The following is a 16,044-nucleotide window of genomic DNA, read 5'->3' on the forward strand; positions in this document are numbered from 1 at the left end:
GGGAAGATTGTGTCATAGTTTCTGAGAAACTTATTGGATGCTGAGATACTGATTGGTATATTACCGGACGACTCGGCCGTCCACGGCGGCACCTCTGAGTAGGAGAAGGTGGCATGAGCGATCGACCGGATAACCGGCCTGCAGCGGTGGTCACCGAGCCGCTTGGCGGAGTGGCTTCGCTCGGCGCCGATGTTCAGGCGGCGGTCAAGCCGGTCAAGATTTGGGCCGCCATCGGCGGTGCGCTACTGGCGCTGCAGTTGTACGTGTGGGTCCGGTGGATCACCGGCCCCTATTTCGTGCGAGTGCCCACCGGCCCGAGTGATCCGCCGATGTACATGAAAGTGCCGCTGCTGGCGAACGCCATCATTCTTTGGGCCGCCCTGCCGTTCGCCATATGGTGGTTCTTCATCAGGCCGTGGCGCCGCGAGCGGCGGATCACGTTGGACGGCATGCTCTTGATCTCGATGGGCCTGATGTTCTTCCAGGACCCGTTGCTCAACTACCTCAACACCTGGTGCACCTACAACACCTGGCTGTTCAACCGGGGCTCGTGGACGTCGCACATTCCGGGTTGGCTGTCGCCCGAGGAACCGGGTCATCAGGTCGCCGAACCGCTGTTGACGAACGTTCCCGGATACGCCTACGGCGTTCTGCTGATCACCATTGTCGGGTGCTGGCTCATGCGAAAGATCAAGGCGCGCTGGCCCAACATCAGCAACCTCCGACTGATAGCGGCAACCTATGCGATCGCATTCGTCTTCGACTTCGTCATGGAAGGCCTGATCCTCCTGCCGATCGGTTTCTACACCTATCCTGGCGCCATCCGGTCCGTATCGATCAATGCCGACACCTATTACCAATGGCCCGTCTACGAAGGACTGATGTGGGGAGGCGTGCAGGCAGCGCTGTGCTGTCTGCGCTACTTCACCGACGACCGCGGCCGCACACTCGTCGAACGCGGCCTGGACCAGGTTCGAGGCGGGTTCGCAAGACAGCAGTTCACCCGGTTCCTGGCGATCTTCGCCGGGGTCAGCGGGTGCTTCTTCTTCATCTACATGGTCCCCGCGCAATGGATCGGCATGCACGCCGATCCCTGGCCCGACGACCACCAGAAGCGCTCGTACTTCAACGGTGGCATCTGCGGTGAGGGGACTGACAAGCCATGCCCGAATCCGGCGCTGCCGTTGCCGACCAAGCACTCCGGTTACATCGATGTCGACGGTCGGCTGGTGATGCCCGACGGTGTGGCGGTTCCGCACGTCATGCCCTTCGAGCGCGGGGACTGAGATGTCGACCAACAGCCACCAAGCTGTTGCTGAAAGCCGTTCGCAGGGCCCGTTTTACCGGGCGGTGAATGATGAAGTGGCGGTGTTCCGCGCGGCAGCCCGGCGCGGTTTGCCGGTGCTGTTGAAGGGGCCGACGGGATGTGGAAAGACCCGTTTCGTCGAGGCGATGGCCCACGAGCTCGGCCGCGAACTGATCACCGTTGCCGGCCACGAAGACATGACCTCGGCGGATCTGGTGGGTCGTTTCCTGCTCAAAGGCGGCGAAACGGTCTGGGTGGACGGGCCGCTGACGCGGGCGGTCCGTACGGGCGCGATCTGTTACATCGACGAGGTGGTGGAGGCACGCCAGGACACCACCGTGGTGATCCATCCACTCACTGACCATCGCCGTGAGCTGCCGGTCGATCGGCTCGGCACGACTTTGCCTGCGGCGCCGGGGTTTCAGCTCGTTATCTCCTACAACCCGGGCTACCAGAGCGTCCTGAAGAACATCAAGGAGTCGACTCGTCAACGTTTCGTCGCCATCGAACTCGGCTTCCCGCCCGCCGAAATCGAAACGCAAATCGTGGCCCACGAGGCTGGAATCGACACCGAGACGGCGCATGCCCTGGTCGGCCTCGGAAACACCATCCGGAACCTGGATGGCTCGCCGCTGCGCGAAGTGGCATCCACCCGGATGTTGATCCTCGCACCGTGTTCTTGCCGAACTCGCCGACCAGGTTCCAGTCGCAGCCGCGTTGCGCCCTGACGGGAATCCGCGCACCGTGACCGCTGACGAGTCACTCGAAATCGCAAGGAGCCGAGCGCAAGTCGGCGCCGCTCCGGAGTGGTTCGGTGTCATCAAGCCGTCGCGGCTGCTGGCATCAGCTTCCGGACCGGGCACACCGGCTACCGAGAAGGATCTGCGGCTGCAATTCGACTTCGTCGACTCGCCCGAGGCAGGCGACGACGCCGACGATGAACGAGCCGGGGAGAGCAAAATTCTCCGACTGTTCGAAAATCCGTTGTTCAACTCGCGGCTGGTGTCGGACGTTCTCCGCAAGCTGTTCGGCAATTCGCGATCGCAGGGCGATGCTGCCGCCGGTGGCGAGTTACAGGTGAACTCCCTGCGTCGGGCGCACGCGCTCGGCCCGAATGTCCGGCCACTTCCGACGCAGATCCGGTTCACTAACGACGGCAAGCCCGGCGCGGCGCTGGGCGTCGGCGGCGCCCTGCATCCAGAGTGGGATGTCTTCAACAACCGGTATCGGCCTGACTGGTGCCGGGTCATCGATTTTCCACTGACCGCCGGCGGGGATGTCTCGGCGGCCGGCGTTGCGCACGACGAGGTGCTCCGGCGGCGCTTGTCTCGCGTCGGCCTCGGTCCCAAGGTTCTGCGTGGCCGTCCCGACGGCGACGACCTCGACATCGAGGCACTCATCGACCTGTTCGTCGACTTGCGCAGTGGTTACTCCACACCGGAGCGCGTATACGCAGAACGCCGCAAACTCGCGCGCGACCTCGGTGTTCTCATCTTGCTGGACGCCTCGGGGTCCGCCACCGATACTGATCCGGACGGACTCGCGGTACACGACCATCAGCGGCGGGCGGCCGCTTCCCTGGCGGTCACGCTGGAGGAACTGGGTGATCGCGTCGCTGTCTACGCATTCCGGTCACAGGGCCGGCACGCCGTCCAACTGCCGGCCATCAAGACCTTCGGACAACGATTCGGCGTCGTCGCGCAGGCGCGACTCAACCAGCTGCAGCCATCGGGCTACACCCGCCTGGGCGGCGCGATCCGTGGCGCGGGCGAAATCCTCAAAACCCAGGCCGGTACACCGAATCGGCTATTGCTCCTGCTTTCGGATGGGTTTCCCTACGACGACGGCTATGAAGGCCGTTATGCAGAAGCCGACGCTTCCAAGGCGCTAGAAGAACTCCGAACGGAAGGCGTTGCCTGCCTGTGCCTTTCCATCGGGAGCGGCTCCGCCACCGATGCGCTCGAGCGCGTCTTCGGCGCCGTCAGCTACGCCAACGCTGCAACCCTGACTGACCTGAGCCCACAGATGGACGAGCTGTTTCTGTCCGCCCTCCAGGAGCTCGCGGCGCCCCGAACCAGATCTGCAAGACTGCACACATGAACGGTGCCCATGCGCTGATCAACACTCTGGTCGACGGCGGGGTCGACGTGTGCTTTGCCAACCCCGGTACCTCCGAGATGCATTTCGTGGCCGCACTGGACGCGGTGCCGCGAATGCGTGGCGTGCTGGCCCTGTTCGAAGGCGTGGCCACCGGAGCGGCCGACGGCTATGCGCGCATCACCGGACGTCCCGCGGCGGTGCTGCTGCACCTCGGGCCGGGGCTTGGCAACGGCCTGGCCAACCTGCACAACGCGCGTCGGGCGAGGGTGCCGATGGTGGTGGTTGTCGGCGACCACGCCACCTATCACAAAAAGTACGACGCACCACTGGAATCCGACATTGACGCGGTGGCCGGTAGCGTGTCCGGGTGGCTGCGCCGAACCGACGGCGATGTCGCGGCCGCCGCCGCCGAGGCTATCGCCGCTAGCCAAAGTGGGGGACAGGTCGCCACCCTGATTCTGCCGGCGGACCTTTCGTGGAGCGAGGTCGCGCAAACCAGTCGTCCGGCGCCTCCCCAGCCAACGACGTCAACCGTCGACACGGACGCGGTCAAGCTGGTAGCCAAGGTGCTGCGCTCCGGCGAGCCCGCGGTGATTCTGGTCGGCGGCGACGCCACCCGAGCTCCCGGCCTGCAGGCGGCGGCCCGGGCTGCGGCGGCCTGCGGTGCCCGCTGGTATTGCGAGACGTTCCCGACCCGGCTGGAGCGCGGCGCCGGTACTCCCGCCGTCGAGCGCATCGCCTACTTCGCGGAAGCCGTTGCCGCGCAACTCGACGGCGCCAAACATCTGATCCTGGCCGGTGCGGCCTCACCGGTGTCGTTCTTCGCCTATCCGGGCAAGCCCAGCGACTTGGTGCCGGATGGCTGCGAAGTACACGTGCTCGCGCATCACACCGGGGCTGCCGACGCGCTGGCGGCATTGGCAGACGAGGTGGCGCCAGGCACCGTCGCCGAGACTGCGGCGCCATCGCGCCCGCAGCTGCCCACGGGCGCGTTGACCGCCGTTTCGGCCGCCGACGTGATCGGTGCGCTCATGCCGGAACGCGCAATTGTGGTCGACGAGTCGAACACCTCCGGGCTGCCGTTGGCTGCCGCGACGGCCGGGGCACCGGCCCATGACTGGCTGACCCTGACCGGCGGGGCGATCGGATACGGCATTCCCGCGGCGGTGGGTGCCGCAGTCGCTGCGCCGGATCGTCCGGTGCTGTGCCTGGAATCCGACGGCTCGGCGATGTACACCAATTCGGGCCTGTGGACCCAGGCGCGGGAGAATCTCGACGTCACCACCGTCATCTACAGCAACGGCGCCTACGACATTCTGCGGCTCGAACTGCAACGCGTCGGAGCCGAGGGTGCGCCCGGACCCAAAGCGCAGCAACTGCTTGACTTAACTGGCCCAAGAATGGATTTCGTCAAGCTCGCCGAGGGAATGGGGGTGCCGGCGCGGCGGGTCGCCACCGCCGAGGAGTTCGCCGACGCGCTGCGCGCGGCGTTCATCGAACCAGGGCCGCACCTCGTCGAGGCCGTCATTCCCTCAATGCTCGGCTAATGACTTCCCATCGAAACTGCGTCCAGCGCGATCGATCGAGCAAAAACGCACTCTCAGCGCAGTTTGGGCGCGTTCATTGCAGTCTCGGCGCCAGCGTCGCCGGGCTACTGGATCGGCTCGTCACCAAGGACGGTGGTGCGCAACATCTCTCGCGGTGAGTCCGGATCGTAGGGTGCAGCCCGGTGCAGTACCCCGCGGTTGTCCCAGATCACCGTGTCGCCAACCGACCACCAGTGGCTGTAGACCTTGGCGGGCACCGTGGCGCGGTCGAGCAGTTCGGCCAGCAGCTCGCGGCCCGCGTCGAGATCCATACCCACGACGTAGTCGGCGGACGCGCCGAGCACCAGCGACTTGCGGCCGCTGCTATGTGTCCACACCAGCGGATGGTCGTGGGTGCGGCGCGCCCGCCACCGCGCCAGCTGCTCGGGTGTGGGATCAGGCGTGACGCGCCGCTGCGAGGCCTCCAGGGAGTGAACAACTTTCAACGACCCGTAGTGCTGCTTCTCGTCGTCGCTCAACGCGTTGTAGGCGGCATATGAGCTGGCGAACTCGGTTTCGCCGCCGCGTTCGGCGACGTGGACGGCCGACAGCACGGTAGCTTTCTGCGGGCATTCGTCGTCGATCGGGGTGCAGCCGTCAATATGCCAGTCGAAAGTGGCTCGCAGATAGGCCGCCGAGGAGTTCTTCGACACATCCAGGGTGATCGGATAGATTCCCGGCACCCGATGGTGTCCGTCTGAGGAGTAGTCGACCTCGCCGAGCCGACGGCAAAACGCCACCTGTGCTTCAGGATTCAGGTGCAGACCGGGAAAGACCAGCACGCCGTTTTCTTCCAACGCGTCGAGGACCGCCTCCCCGAGAGTGTCGTCGGTGGCCAGTCGATCGGGATCAATACCGTCGACCTCGGCGCCCACCGTGGTCGTGAGCTTGTTGATGGCAAGCAGACTCATCGCCTGTCCTTTCCTCATGGCACCGGTTCGCTGATTCGCGTCATGACGGCGTCGGCGGCGTCGGTGGGTTTGATTTGATGCATGACCTCCACTGACATCGCGACCAGGATCAGCGAATAGATGAGGTGCAGCAGATGCAGCGCGTCGTCGGGAAGGTCGTCGAGCGAGAACTTGTCGCAGTATTCGATTGCCTCTTCCAGCCGCGGGAAAAAGGCGTCGTAAAACTGCCGCATGTCGGCCATGCTGCTGGCCATTCGTCTATCCCACCGCTCAGATTCCGTCGGTAGACACCAGGTTTCGGCGTAAGGCTCGAGTTCGGCGAAGGCACTGGGCAGAAGCGGGTCAGACATGGGCCGCCCCTGCCGGTTCGTGCTCGCGTTGGTATTCGGCGACCCAGTCGCCGACCGCCTTGTGCAGGTGGCGGACCAGGATTTCCTGATCGTTGAGTGGGAAGTCGTCGACGATGCCGGTTTCCAGTGCGGCCTGGGTGCCGCCCAGCATGCCGGCGTCTTGCAGCGCGAACTCTTTGAGCACCACCGCGGCGACCTCGTGTTCGATGCGCTCACGCACGCTGCGAGCAGGGTGAAACGCGGTGTAGGCCTCGAACCGATGGGTGTTGTGCGAGGTCGGCCAATACCGGTAGAGCAGGTACCAGCCGCCGTAGATCAGGATCTCCAGGTTGGGGAAAATCTGGAAGTTGCTGATGCCCCATGGATCGATGCCACCGGGGTTGAGCCCGGCGGGCAGGTCACCCAAATCCGGGGTTCGCCAGGGCCCGACAAGACCGCTGCGCGTGGCTCGTTCGATCGGGTACATGTACTCCGGTGCCATCAGCCAGCGGCGGGTACCGGCGGTAGACACCAAGCGGTGTGGTCCGTCGATCTGGAAATGGGCGCATTCGAATCCGGCATTGGGGTCGCGCACCGCGGGTGGAACCTGTTGTGGGTGCAGCGCGGGAACGTGGTAATACTCCTGGAACGCGTCGGCAAAGATCTTCCAGTTGCTGTTGTTGTCGGCCACCCAGTCGTAGCGTTCAGTGAGCTTGTGGAACGGATAATCGTCGAGTCCGGTTATCATCGGCCCGAGAAACTCCCGCAGACTTTGCCGCGGCTCGGCATCGAAGTTGACGAAGATGAAGCCGTTCCAGATGTCACAGTGCACCGAACGCAGCCCGTATGAGTCGGTGTCCAGGTCGAAGAACTCTCCTGGCTGCTGTACGAATGTCAACGCACCGTCGAGGTCGTAGCGCCAGCCGTGATATTTGCAGGTGAATTGTCGGCACACGCCCTTGGTTTCCGCATTGGGAAAGTCGTTCCACACCAACTTGTTTCCGCGGTGTCGGCAAATATTGTGGAAGGCGCGCACCACCTTGTCTTTGCCTTTGACCACGATGATCGACGTGCCTGCTGCCGCGATGTCCTTGGTGAAGTAGCTGCCGACGCGCGGGACGTCCTCGATGCGGCCGACGTTGAGCCAGGCGCGCTTGAAGATCGCCTCCCGTTCGGCCGCATAGAACTTCGGTGACGTGGAATCTCGGAAGGAAACCGGCCCGGTGCCCAGATCTGGGTAGTGGCCGGTCCAGCTGCCCTCCGCCGGTTTAGGCCATCGCGCCACGTGAACCTCCTGTCACATCACTGCTCCGCCGTTGACGCCGAGCACCTGTCCGGTGATAAACCCCGCCGCTTGGGAGCACAAGAACCCGACCGCCGCCGCGATGTCGTCACCGGTGCCGAGGTGTCCCACCGGAATCTGAGCGGCCATCGTCTCGTTCGACGGCAGGTTTCCGTCGGCTTGTGATTGGTGCTGCATCGGAGTCTCGATACCCGACGGCGGAATGTTGTTGACCGTGATTCCCGCACCGGCATACTCACGCGCCAGCGATTTGGTCAGGGTGATCAGCGCGCCTTTCGAAGCGGCATAGTGCGCCATGCCCGGTGATCCGCGCTGGGCGCTGGACGACGAGATCATCACGATGCGGCCCCAGTCCGCGGCCACCATGTCGGGTAGCGCCACCTGACAGCAGTGAAACGTACCGGTGAGGTTGACATCGATGATCCGCTGCCATGACTCTGGCGTGATCTCGCTGAACGGCTCGAAACCCACCATGCCCGCGCTGGTCACCAAAATGCCTACCGGGCCGAGCTCACTGCGTACCTTGGCGAACGCCTCCTCGACCGCTTGGCGATCGGTGACATCCACCTCCGCCGCCAGTGCGGTGACGCCATCGCTTCGCAGCTCGTCGCAAACCCGCTGGGCCGCTTGGCCGTTGAGATCGAGAACGGCGACCTTGTGCCCGCGGCGGCCAAGCTCGTGACAGGTGGCTTCACCCATGCCCGACGCGCCGCCGGTCACCGCCGCAACTCGCTGACTAGTCATAGACCACCCTCACCAAACGACTGGTCGGCAACGACTGGCAGGTGAGGATCCAGCCGTCGTCAACTTCTTCTTCGGTCAGCGCGTCGTTGTTGATCATGCGCACGCTGCCGTGTACCAGGCGTGCCATACAGGTTGCACACGAGCCGGTTTCGCATGACGACGGCGCGGCCAAGCCGGCCATCCGGGCGGTCTGCAGAACGGTGTTGCCGTCCCGGTACGGCACGACGGTAGTGCGCCGGTCCAGCTGAATCGTCACTTCCTCCGTGACAGCGTCGTTCGTCGTCTGCTCCATCGCCCAGCAGAGTATCAAGTACTTGTGATTAGTATCAAGTACTTGATTCATGGTGATCTGTGAAGAGCGGATTGCCGGTGCCTTGTTCGACCACCCGGGCGAGCAGATCATGCAGCAACTGTCGCTCGTCGGCGTCCAGTACGCCGAAGACCCTTTCGTGGGCGGTCAGCGCGTCGGCGAGTACAGCCGAGACGACCGCGCGGCCCTGGTCGGTGAGATAGGACTGCAGGATCCGGCCGTGCTGCGGATCCTGTTTGCGCTCCACCAGGCCGCGGCTCTCCAGCGCGCTGATCGCCAACTGCACGCCCTGCGGACTGATCAGCAGCCGCCGGGCCAACTCGGCCCCGGACAGGCCGGGTTCGTTGGCCAACTGACGCATCAATCCGATCTGTGCGGTGGTCACTCCGTGGCTGCTGATCGCATCATTGACGGTTTTGAGCGAAAAGTGGAAGGCCTGCTTCAGCAGCCACAAGATGTTGTCCGTGAGTTCCATGGTGTGTCCTAGGCGCGCTTGTAAACGCGACCGTCTTTCATGACGAACGACACGTCCAGCGTGGTGGCGATGTCGCGGGACGGGTCGCCTGGTACGGCGATGATGTCGGCGAGATAGCCAGCTGCCAGCCGGCCGAGTTCGTGGTCCGCTTCGATGAGCTCGGCGCTGGTCACGGTTGCCGCGCGGATCGCCTGCATCGGTGTCATGCCGCGATCGACCAGTGCGCAGAGTTCCTTGGCGTTCTGGCCATGCGGGATTGCGGGCGCATCGGTGCCGCATGCGATCCGTACTCCGGCCGCAATCGCTTTGGGCAGCATGGCTTTAGCGTGCGGGAATACCTCGGCCGCCTTCTTGCGAAGCTCGGGTGCCACGCGGTCAACGGCTAGCGCTTCGGTGAGATACGTCGTCGAAACCAGGAAGGTGCCGTGGTCGACCATCATCTGGATGGTGTCGTCGGTGGCCAGGAAACCGTGTTCGATGCAGTCGATTCCGGCGTTGATACAGGCCCGGATCGCGCTATCGCCGATCGCGTGCGCGGCCACCCGGATCCCGGCGCGGTGTGCCTCGTCTGCGATCGCGGCGAACTCCTCGTCGGAGTACTGCTGCGAGCCCGGCGAGGTGCTGTGCGACATGACACCGCCGGAGGCGGACACCTTGATCACCTTGGCGCCGTGGCGGATCTGGTAGCGCACACAGGCGCGCACGTCGGGTACGCCGTTGGCGATCCCTTCGGCCACCGACAGCGGCATGATGCCGGGAGCCAGGCGTTGGAAGACCGTCGGATCCAGGTGTCCGCCATAGGGTGTGACGGCATGCCCGGCCGGCACGATCCGTGGACCGGCATGCCAGCCCTGATCGATCGCGCGTTCCAGCGCCACGTCGAGCAGGTAACCGCCGCTCTTGACCATCAGGCCCAGATTGCGCACGGTGGTAAAACCCGCGTCCAGGGTGGTGCGGGCGTTCACCGCGCCGCGCAGGGTGCGGTAGGCCGGGTCGTCCTGCACACCGTGCATCGGCGACGGCAACCCCTCCGGCCCGCCGGGGCCGCCGATGAGCAGGTTGAGTTCCATGTCCATCAGCCCGGGTAGCAGCGTCACATCGCCGAGGTCGATCTCGGCCGCCGAAGCTGGCGGCGGCTCAGACGGATTGACTGCGGCGATCCGGCCATCGTCAATCACGACCACCGCCGGTGAGTGCACCTGTCCGGAGTCGACATCCGCCCAGCGGGCGGCCCGCAGCACGATCACGGCACGGGTTCGCTGACGCAATCCAACGTCGATGCGCCCGAATCGGGAATGCGCGGCTGCTTCCAGCATTCGACCGGGAAAGACACCATGATCATCGAGTACAGCAGATACATCAGGTTCATGACGTCGTCGGGCATGTCGTCAAGACTGAACTTGTCGCAGTAGGCCAGCGCATCCTCGGCGCGCGGTGTGATGGCATCGTAGAGGGACTGCATCTCGACCATCGTGCTGGTGAGCCGCTTGTGGTAGCGCTGCGGTTCGCTTGCGAGACACCAATCGGAAAACTGTTCCAGGTCTGCGAATTCGGGTGGCAGGTTAGCCGACATCAGACCCCCACCGAGTTGCGCCGATAGTTCTCGACCCACGCCGCGGTCTCGTGGTGCAGGTGCCGTAGCAGCACCTCCTGGTCGTTGAGGAGGAATCGGTCAACCGCACGCGATTCGATCATCGACTGAGTGGCCTCCAGTGTGTTGGCGTCCTGCAGACCGAATTCCTTGAAGGTCACTGCCGCCAGCTCCTGGGCGACGCGTTCGCGCGGAGTGCGCGGCGGCGGGAAGTACAGGGTGCCCTCGAATACGTGACTGTTATACGAAGACGGCCAGTAGTGATAGGTCAAATACCAGCCCTGTCCCCAGATCAGGATCACGAAGTTGGGGAAGATCTGAAACGAGTCCAGTCCCCATGGGTTGCAGTGAGCCGGGTTGACGCCAGCAGGCAGCGTGCCGAGATCGGGGCCGTCCCACGGACCGAAAAGCCCGCTGCGGCAGATGTCTTCGATGGGCTTGCGCATCTCGGCATCCATCTCCCAGGCTCGCACACCCGACGTCGACACCAGTCGGTGCGGGCCGTCGATGCGGTAGTGCGGCGCCTCGAAGCCGGCTTCTGCCGCCGCCTTGGAGTATTTGGTCGGCGACTGGTTCGCGTGCAACACCGGCGCGTGATAAAACTCCTGAAACGCGTCCAGGTAAAGCTTCCAGTTCGCCTTCACTTCCGAGCGGTAGCACCACCGCGACGTCAGTTGACCGAACGGGTAGCCCTCCAGGTCGGTGATCATCGGCCCCAGAAACTCCCGTAGCGACTGCTCGGGTTCGGCGGCGAAGCTGACGAAGATGAAGCCTTCCCAGACGTCGCAGTGCACCGGCACCAGCCCGTAGCGGTTCTTGTCGAAGGCGAAGAACTCGTTTTCCTGCGGGACATGGGTGAGGTTGCCGTCCAGGTCGTAACACCAGGCGTGGTACTTGCACCGAAATTGGCGGCAAAAGCCGCTGGTTTCCTCCTGCGGCATGTCGTTCCACACCAGTTTGTTGCCACGGTGGCGGCAAATGTTGTGGAACGCTTTGATGTCGCCGGTCATGGTGCGCACCACGATGATCGACGTGTTGGCAACCTGCAGCTCCTTGGTGAAGTAGCGGCCTTTGCGCGGAAGTTGCTCGGCGCGGCCGACATTCAACCAGGCCCGCTTGAAGATTGCGGCCCGCTCGAGCTCATAGAACTCCGCTGAGATGGAGTCCTCGTATGACACCGGACCGATTCCGAGCGCTGGGTGGTGCTGCGTCCAGCTGCCTTCCGCCGGCTTGGGGAAACGAGCCATGCCTACTCCTGTCGCTCACGACCACCCGCCTGCAGCGCTGACCGTATATGCTCGAGACCGCAATCGCAAGTAGTTGATATTCAGCCGCGGGGAGGTCTGCGTGCAGCGACACGACGCACTGTTCATCGGTGGGAGTTGGTCATCACCCCGTAGCGACGCGGTGATCGAGGTGACCTCACCGGCCACCGAAGCTCCGGTTGCGCGCGTGGCGTCGGCCGGACCTGCCGACGTCGACGCTGCCGTCGCAGCTGCGCGTGCCGCATTCGACCAGGGGCCGTGGCCGCGGCTCGATCCCGCCGAGCGCATTGCCGCGGTACGGCGACTGGTCGAACGCTACGGCGAGCGGCGCTCGGCAATGGCCGAGCTCATCACCACTGAGATCGGCGCTCCAATCAGCTTCGCCCAGCGCGCCCAGGTCGGACTGCCGTGGATGATGATGACCGCGTTCTGTGATCTGGCTGAAAGCCTGTCGTGGCACGAGATTCGGGCCGGCCGCTACGGCGCCGATATTCACATTCGCCGCGAACCGGTCGGGGTGGTTGCCGCGATCGTGCCGTGGAACATGCCGCAGTTCCTGATCGTCACCAAGCTGGTGCCGGCGCTGCTCGCCGGTTGTTGCGTGGTGCTCAAGCCGGCGCCGGAATCGCCGCTGGACGCGCTGCTGCTCGCCGAGCTCATCGAGCAACTCGAGCTGCCACCCGGTGTGGTCAGCGTGTTGCCCGGCGGCGCCGACGCCGGTGAGTACTTGGTCGGCCATCCCGGCGTGGACAAGGTGTCGTTCACCGGGTCGACGGCTGCGGGCCGACGGGTAGCCGAAACCTGTGCCGCCGGTTTGACACGGGTGAGCCTGGAGCTTGGTGGCAAATCCGCGGCGATCGTCCTCGACGATGCCGACCCGGGCACGGTGGCGGCCGGCATCCGGTCAGCCAGCCTGTCAAACAGCGGGCAGATTTGCAATGCGCTAACCCGAATCCTGGTGCCGGACAGCCGAAGAGAAGGTTTCATCGACGCACTGGCGACCGAGATGCAGACGATCGTCGTCGGTGACCCTACCGATCCCGCGACCCAGATGGGCCCCCTGGTGGCGCGGCGGCAGCAGGAGCGGGTGACCGGCTACATCCAGACCGGCCAGGCCGAGGGTGCCCGGCTGATCACCGGCGGCACCGGGATGCCGGATGGCGTCGAGCGCGGATGGTACGTCCGGCCCACGCTGTTCGCCGACGCCGACAACACCATGCGGATTGCCCGCGAAGAAATCTTCGGACCGGTGCTCACCGTCATCGGCTACCGCGACGACGACGACGCGGTGCACATCGCCAACGACTCCGATTACGGTCTGGCAGGGTCGGTATGGACCGACGACACCGGGCGCGGGGTGGAGTTGGCTGCCCGAATCCGCACCGGCACCTTCGGTGTCAACCAGGGTTACACGATGGACCCCTACGCGCCGTTCGGCGGCGTCAAGTCCAGCGGCTACGGCCGGGAGTTGGGCCGCGAAGGAATTGAGAGCTACCTGGACACCAAGTCGATCTCAGTGGCGCCCACTAGCGTTTGATCGGCCACACCGGATCCGCACACTCGACACCTTCGCCGGAGAGCTCCCGTTTGAGCACCTTGAACGTCGCGGTGCGCGGCAGCGCCGTACTGATGCGGACGTAGGACGGCCACTGCTTGGGCCCCAGATCGGGCTGCTCGGCCAGGAATGCGCGGAACGTGTCGGCATCGAATTCCGTGCCCGCGGCCATTACCACTGCGGCCATCACCTGGTCGCCGACGGCCGGGTCGGGCACGGCGTACACCGCGACCTCGCTGACCCCCGGGTAGCGGGCCAGTACCCGCTCGATCGGCGCAGTGCCGAGGTTCTCCCCATCGACCCGCAACCAATCACCGAGCCGCCCAGCAAAATACACGTACCCGTTCTCGTCGCGGTAAGCCAAATCACCGCTGTGATAGACACCGTCAGCCATCCGTTGCGCGTCAGCCTCCGGATCGTTGTAGTAACCCTCGAAGCGGCCTGGGCCGGCGATGTTCACCAACTCACCGATCGCTCCCGGCGGGCAGGGGTCACCGGTGTCGACGTCGATGATCCCGATGCCGTCGGGCAGTGGACCCAACGAGCCCTCCGGCGTGTCCGGTGTGCGGGCGATGGCGACTCCGCCCTCGGTAGAACCGAAGCCGTCGACGGCGATACAGCCGAATCTGCGGGCAAACCGCTCCACGTCGGCCGGTGCACCCTCGTTGCCGTACACCACTTTCAGTGGGTTGTCGGCGTCGTCGGGCAGCTCGGGAGTGGCGAGCACATACGACAGCGGCTTGCCGACATAGTTGGCGTAGGTGACACCGTAGCGTCGGATATCGGGCATGAACCCCGAAGCCGAGAACTTGCGGCGCAACACCATTGAGCCGCGGCACGTGACGGCCACCGACCACCCGACCAGCACCGCGTTGGAGTGGAACAACGGCATGGACACATAGCAGCGGTCGTCGCGGCCCAGGCCGAAGCGTTCGGTCATCGTCACGCCGGCGATCGCGACCTTGCCCTGACTGCATTTCACTGCTTTGGGATCGCCACTGGTGCCGGAGGTGAAGATCAGCATGAACAGATCGGCGGCCGTCGCGGACCGGAACTGCACCTGTGCACCCGCGTGTGCGGCCACCTCGTCGGCCCAGGTCGTCGAGTCCACATCGATATGCGGCGTACCACCCAGTGCCGCAGCAGATTTCGAATCGGTCAACACCAGCTGGCAGTCTGCGTGGTCGACATCGCGGGCCAGCGCGGTTCCCCGGCGGACGGCGTTGAGCCCGACTGGCACGATGCCCGATAAGCCGGCCGCGATCAGTAGGGCAGAGAAGAACGGAGTGTTTTCCAATAACACCCCGACGTGCGGTGGCCGCCCGGGGTCGAGTCGCTCGCCTAACGCGGCGGCCACCGCTGCGCCGTGCCGAAGGTGCTCCCGCCAACTGGTGAACGAGTCTTCGAAGTAGATGCCACGATCGTCGACGTCGACCAACGGCTTGAGCAGGTCGGTGACGGTCGGGAGATCTTGCGTCACGCAGGCGTGTCCGCCAGTTCACGACCTATCTTGCGCAGCGCCCCGGTGGCGCTGCCCAGCGCGAACTCGGTCTCTTTGGCCGCCAGGAAGTAGCGGTGTACCGGGTGGTCGATATCGATACCGACACCGCCGTGCACGTGGACAATGGTGTGCGCCACCCGGTGTCCCGCCTCGGCAGCCCAGAACGCCGCGGTCGCCACCTCGGTGTCGGCAGGCAAGTCCTCGGTCAGCCGCCATGCTGCCTGAGTGAGTGTCAACCGCAAACCCTTGACGTCGATGTAGCCGTCCGCCAGTCGTTGGGCCACCGCCTGGAAGCTGCCGATCGGACGATCGAATTGTTCGCGGGTGCGCGCATATTCGGCGGTCAACTGCAGCCCGCGATCCAGCGCACCGAGCTGAAATGCGCTGCGACCCAGCGCAGCATGCGTGGAAAGCCAAGCGACCACGTCGCCGCCGCCGACCCGCCGCGCATCACCCACCTCGACCCCGTCGAGTCGCAGATGTCCCACACTGCCCAGACCGGTGGTCTCCAGCGCGGTTACCGATGCCTCTTCAGCAGTAACCACGAAAACAGCTGTGCCGGAATCGGTTTCGGCTGACACCAAAAATGCATCAGCCACCGGCCCGTAGAAGACTTGAGTACGCGTTCCGGTCAGCCGGTAGCCCGCACCGGAACGCGTGGCCTGCACCGGTCCGTCGCCCATTTCACCGTCCAGCGCCACGGTGAGGATCTTCTCGCCGCTCACCGCTGGCGCGCCCCACTGCTGCTGGAGGTCCGCGGAGCCGAACCGGGCCAGCGCGCCACCGGCCAGCACCACCGACTCCAGATACGGCACCGCGGCCAGCCCCCGGCCCAGCGCAACCAGCACGGCGGTCTGCTCCAGCACCCCGTACCCGCCGCCGCCCAGCGACTCCGGTGCCGCGGTGCTCAAAATGTCGGCCTCGATGAGCTTGCGCAGAAGGTCGCGGTCGAACCGTTGGTCCAGGCCGTCCAATTCGCGTTGGTGCTCGGGCGTGCACACGGCGTCGACGATCGTGCCGGCCAAATCACCGAGGTCGTGCGCCGCTTCTGTCGTCGAGAAATCCATC

Annotated in this window: 14 protein-coding genes and 2 pseudogenes; 5 read left to right on the forward strand and 11 right to left on the reverse strand. The window is 64.8% G+C overall.

What is annotated here, in order from left to right; genetic code table 11:
- The first annotated feature begins 113 nt into the window (after positions 1–113).
- The 4 genes and pseudogenes from AC5Y5W_RS00520 to AC5Y5W_RS00535 all read left to right on the forward strand — a co-directional run bounded on the left by AC5Y5W_RS00520 (position 114) and on the right by AC5Y5W_RS00535 (position 4,953).
- Positions 114–1,286: a spirocyclase AveC family protein gene (locus AC5Y5W_RS00520; RefSeq protein ID WP_499989016.1), complete on the forward strand. Its 1,173-nt coding sequence runs from the start codon at positions 114–116 to the stop codon at positions 1,284–1,286.
- 1 nt (position 1,287) lies between these two features.
- Positions 1,288–2,034, forward strand: a complete 747-nt coding sequence (locus tag AC5Y5W_RS00525) for an AAA family ATPase (RefSeq protein ID WP_499989012.1) — start codon at positions 1,288–1,290, stop codon at positions 2,032–2,034.
- Positions 1,979–3,406: pseudogene (locus tag AC5Y5W_RS00530) on the forward strand (nitric oxide reductase activation protein NorD); the annotation flags it as partial. The gene AC5Y5W_RS00525 and the pseudogene AC5Y5W_RS00530, both read left to right, overlap by 56 nt.
- Positions 3,403–4,953, forward strand: a complete 1,551-nt coding sequence (locus tag AC5Y5W_RS00535) for an acetolactate synthase large subunit (protein WP_499989010.1) — start codon at positions 3,403–3,405, stop codon at positions 4,951–4,953. The pseudogene AC5Y5W_RS00530 and the gene AC5Y5W_RS00535, both read left to right, overlap by 4 nt.
- 104 nt (positions 4,954–5,057) lie before the next feature.
- Here AC5Y5W_RS00535 and AC5Y5W_RS00540 read toward each other — a convergent pair whose 3' ends face one another.
- The 9 genes and pseudogenes from AC5Y5W_RS00540 to AC5Y5W_RS00580 all read right to left on the reverse strand — a co-directional run bounded on the left by AC5Y5W_RS00540 (position 5,058) and on the right by AC5Y5W_RS00580 (position 11,902).
- Positions 5,058–5,903: a TauD/TfdA dioxygenase family protein gene (locus tag AC5Y5W_RS00540; protein WP_499989008.1), complete on the reverse strand. Its 846-nt coding sequence runs from the start codon at positions 5,901–5,903 to the stop codon at positions 5,058–5,060.
- 14 nt (positions 5,904–5,917) lie between these two features.
- Entirely contained in the window at positions 5,918–6,253 is a 336-nt protein-coding gene (locus AC5Y5W_RS00545) for a hypothetical protein (RefSeq protein ID WP_499889120.1), read from the reverse strand.
- Entirely contained in the window at positions 6,246–7,517 is a 1,272-nt protein-coding gene (locus AC5Y5W_RS00550; RefSeq protein ID WP_499989005.1) for an aromatic ring-hydroxylating oxygenase subunit alpha, read from the reverse strand. The genes AC5Y5W_RS00545 and AC5Y5W_RS00550 overlap by 8 nt, the downstream gene beginning before the upstream one ends.
- Before the next feature lie 12 nt (positions 7,518–7,529).
- Positions 7,530–8,279: an SDR family NAD(P)-dependent oxidoreductase gene (locus tag AC5Y5W_RS00555; protein ID WP_499989003.1), complete on the reverse strand. Its 750-nt coding sequence runs from the start codon at positions 8,277–8,279 to the stop codon at positions 7,530–7,532.
- Positions 8,272–8,538, reverse strand: a pseudogene (locus tag AC5Y5W_RS00560) (2Fe-2S iron-sulfur cluster-binding protein); the annotation flags it as partial. The gene AC5Y5W_RS00555 and the pseudogene AC5Y5W_RS00560, both read right to left, overlap by 8 nt.
- Before the next feature lie 67 nt (positions 8,539–8,605).
- Entirely contained in the window at positions 8,606–9,064 is a 459-nt protein-coding gene (locus AC5Y5W_RS00565; RefSeq protein WP_499989001.1) for a MarR family winged helix-turn-helix transcriptional regulator, read from the reverse strand.
- A gap of 8 nt (positions 9,065–9,072) precedes the next feature.
- Positions 9,073–10,332: a metal-dependent hydrolase family protein gene (locus AC5Y5W_RS00570; RefSeq protein ID WP_500021960.1), complete on the reverse strand. Its 1,260-nt coding sequence runs from the start codon at positions 10,330–10,332 to the stop codon at positions 9,073–9,075.
- Positions 10,308–10,637 (reverse strand): hypothetical protein, encoded by a 330-nt coding sequence (locus tag AC5Y5W_RS00575; RefSeq protein ID WP_499988996.1) that lies wholly within the window; start codon positions 10,635–10,637, stop codon positions 10,308–10,310. Before AC5Y5W_RS00575 ends, AC5Y5W_RS00570 begins: the two co-directional genes overlap by 25 nt.
- Positions 10,637–11,902 (reverse strand): aromatic ring-hydroxylating oxygenase subunit alpha, encoded by a 1,266-nt coding sequence (locus tag AC5Y5W_RS00580; RefSeq protein ID WP_499988994.1) that lies wholly within the window; start codon positions 11,900–11,902, stop codon positions 10,637–10,639. Before AC5Y5W_RS00580 ends, AC5Y5W_RS00575 begins: the two co-directional genes overlap by 1 nt.
- Positions 11,903–12,002: 100 nt before the next feature.
- Between AC5Y5W_RS00580 and AC5Y5W_RS00585 the strand changes: the two genes are divergently transcribed.
- Positions 12,003–13,457, forward strand: a complete 1,455-nt coding sequence (locus AC5Y5W_RS00585) for an aldehyde dehydrogenase (protein ID WP_499988993.1) — start codon at positions 12,003–12,005, stop codon at positions 13,455–13,457.
- Here AC5Y5W_RS00585 and fadD17 read toward each other — a convergent pair.
- Together fadD17 and AC5Y5W_RS00595 are read right to left on the reverse strand one after the other, a co-directional pair.
- Complete coding sequence (gene fadD17, locus AC5Y5W_RS00590) at positions 13,447–14,955, reverse strand: long-chain-fatty-acid--CoA ligase FadD17 (RefSeq protein ID WP_499988990.1); 1,509 nt, start codon at positions 14,953–14,955, stop codon at positions 13,447–13,449. The two genes, AC5Y5W_RS00585 and fadD17, sit on opposite strands and share 11 nt — an antisense overlap.
- Entirely contained in the window at positions 14,952–16,043 is a 1,092-nt protein-coding gene (locus AC5Y5W_RS00595; protein WP_499988988.1) for an acyl-CoA dehydrogenase family protein, read from the reverse strand. The genes fadD17 and AC5Y5W_RS00595 overlap by 4 nt, the downstream gene beginning before the upstream one ends.
- Position 16,044 lies beyond the last annotated feature (1 nt).

The organism is Mycobacterium sp. NGS51, assembly GCF_059812525.1.

What these genes read in the sequence shown, in the direction of transcription:
- AC5Y5W_RS00525 (WP_499989012.1), top strand. Translation starts at nt 1,288, where the DNA reads ATGTCGACCAACAGCCACCAAGCTGTTGCTGAAAGCCGTTCGCAGGGC.
- AC5Y5W_RS00595 (WP_499988988.1), bottom strand. Translation starts at nt 16,043, where the DNA reads ATGGATTTCTCGACGACAGAAGCGGCGCACGACCTCGGTGATTTGGCC.
- AC5Y5W_RS00565 (WP_499989001.1), bottom strand. Translation starts at nt 9,064, where the DNA reads ATGGAACTCACGGACAACATCTTGTGGCTGCTGAAGCAGGCCTTCCAC.
- AC5Y5W_RS00575 (WP_499988996.1), bottom strand. Translation starts at nt 10,637, where the DNA reads ATGTCGGCTAACCTGCCACCCGAATTCGCAGACCTGGAACAGTTTTCC.
- AC5Y5W_RS00540 (WP_499989008.1), bottom strand. Translation starts at nt 5,903, where the DNA reads ATGAGTCTGCTTGCCATCAACAAGCTCACGACCACGGTGGGCGCCGAG.
- AC5Y5W_RS00535 (WP_499989010.1), top strand. Translation starts at nt 3,403, where the DNA reads ATGAACGGTGCCCATGCGCTGATCAACACTCTGGTCGACGGCGGGGTC.
- AC5Y5W_RS00520 (WP_499989016.1), top strand. Translation starts at nt 114, where the DNA reads ATGAGCGATCGACCGGATAACCGGCCTGCAGCGGTGGTCACCGAGCCG.
- AC5Y5W_RS00545 (WP_499889120.1), bottom strand. Translation starts at nt 6,253, where the DNA reads ATGTCTGACCCGCTTCTGCCCAGTGCCTTCGCCGAACTCGAGCCTTAC.
- AC5Y5W_RS00555 (WP_499989003.1), bottom strand. Translation starts at nt 8,279, where the DNA reads ATGACTAGTCAGCGAGTTGCGGCGGTGACCGGCGGCGCGTCGGGCATG.
- AC5Y5W_RS00580 (WP_499988994.1), bottom strand. Translation starts at nt 11,902, where the DNA reads ATGGCTCGTTTCCCCAAGCCGGCGGAAGGCAGCTGGACGCAGCACCAC.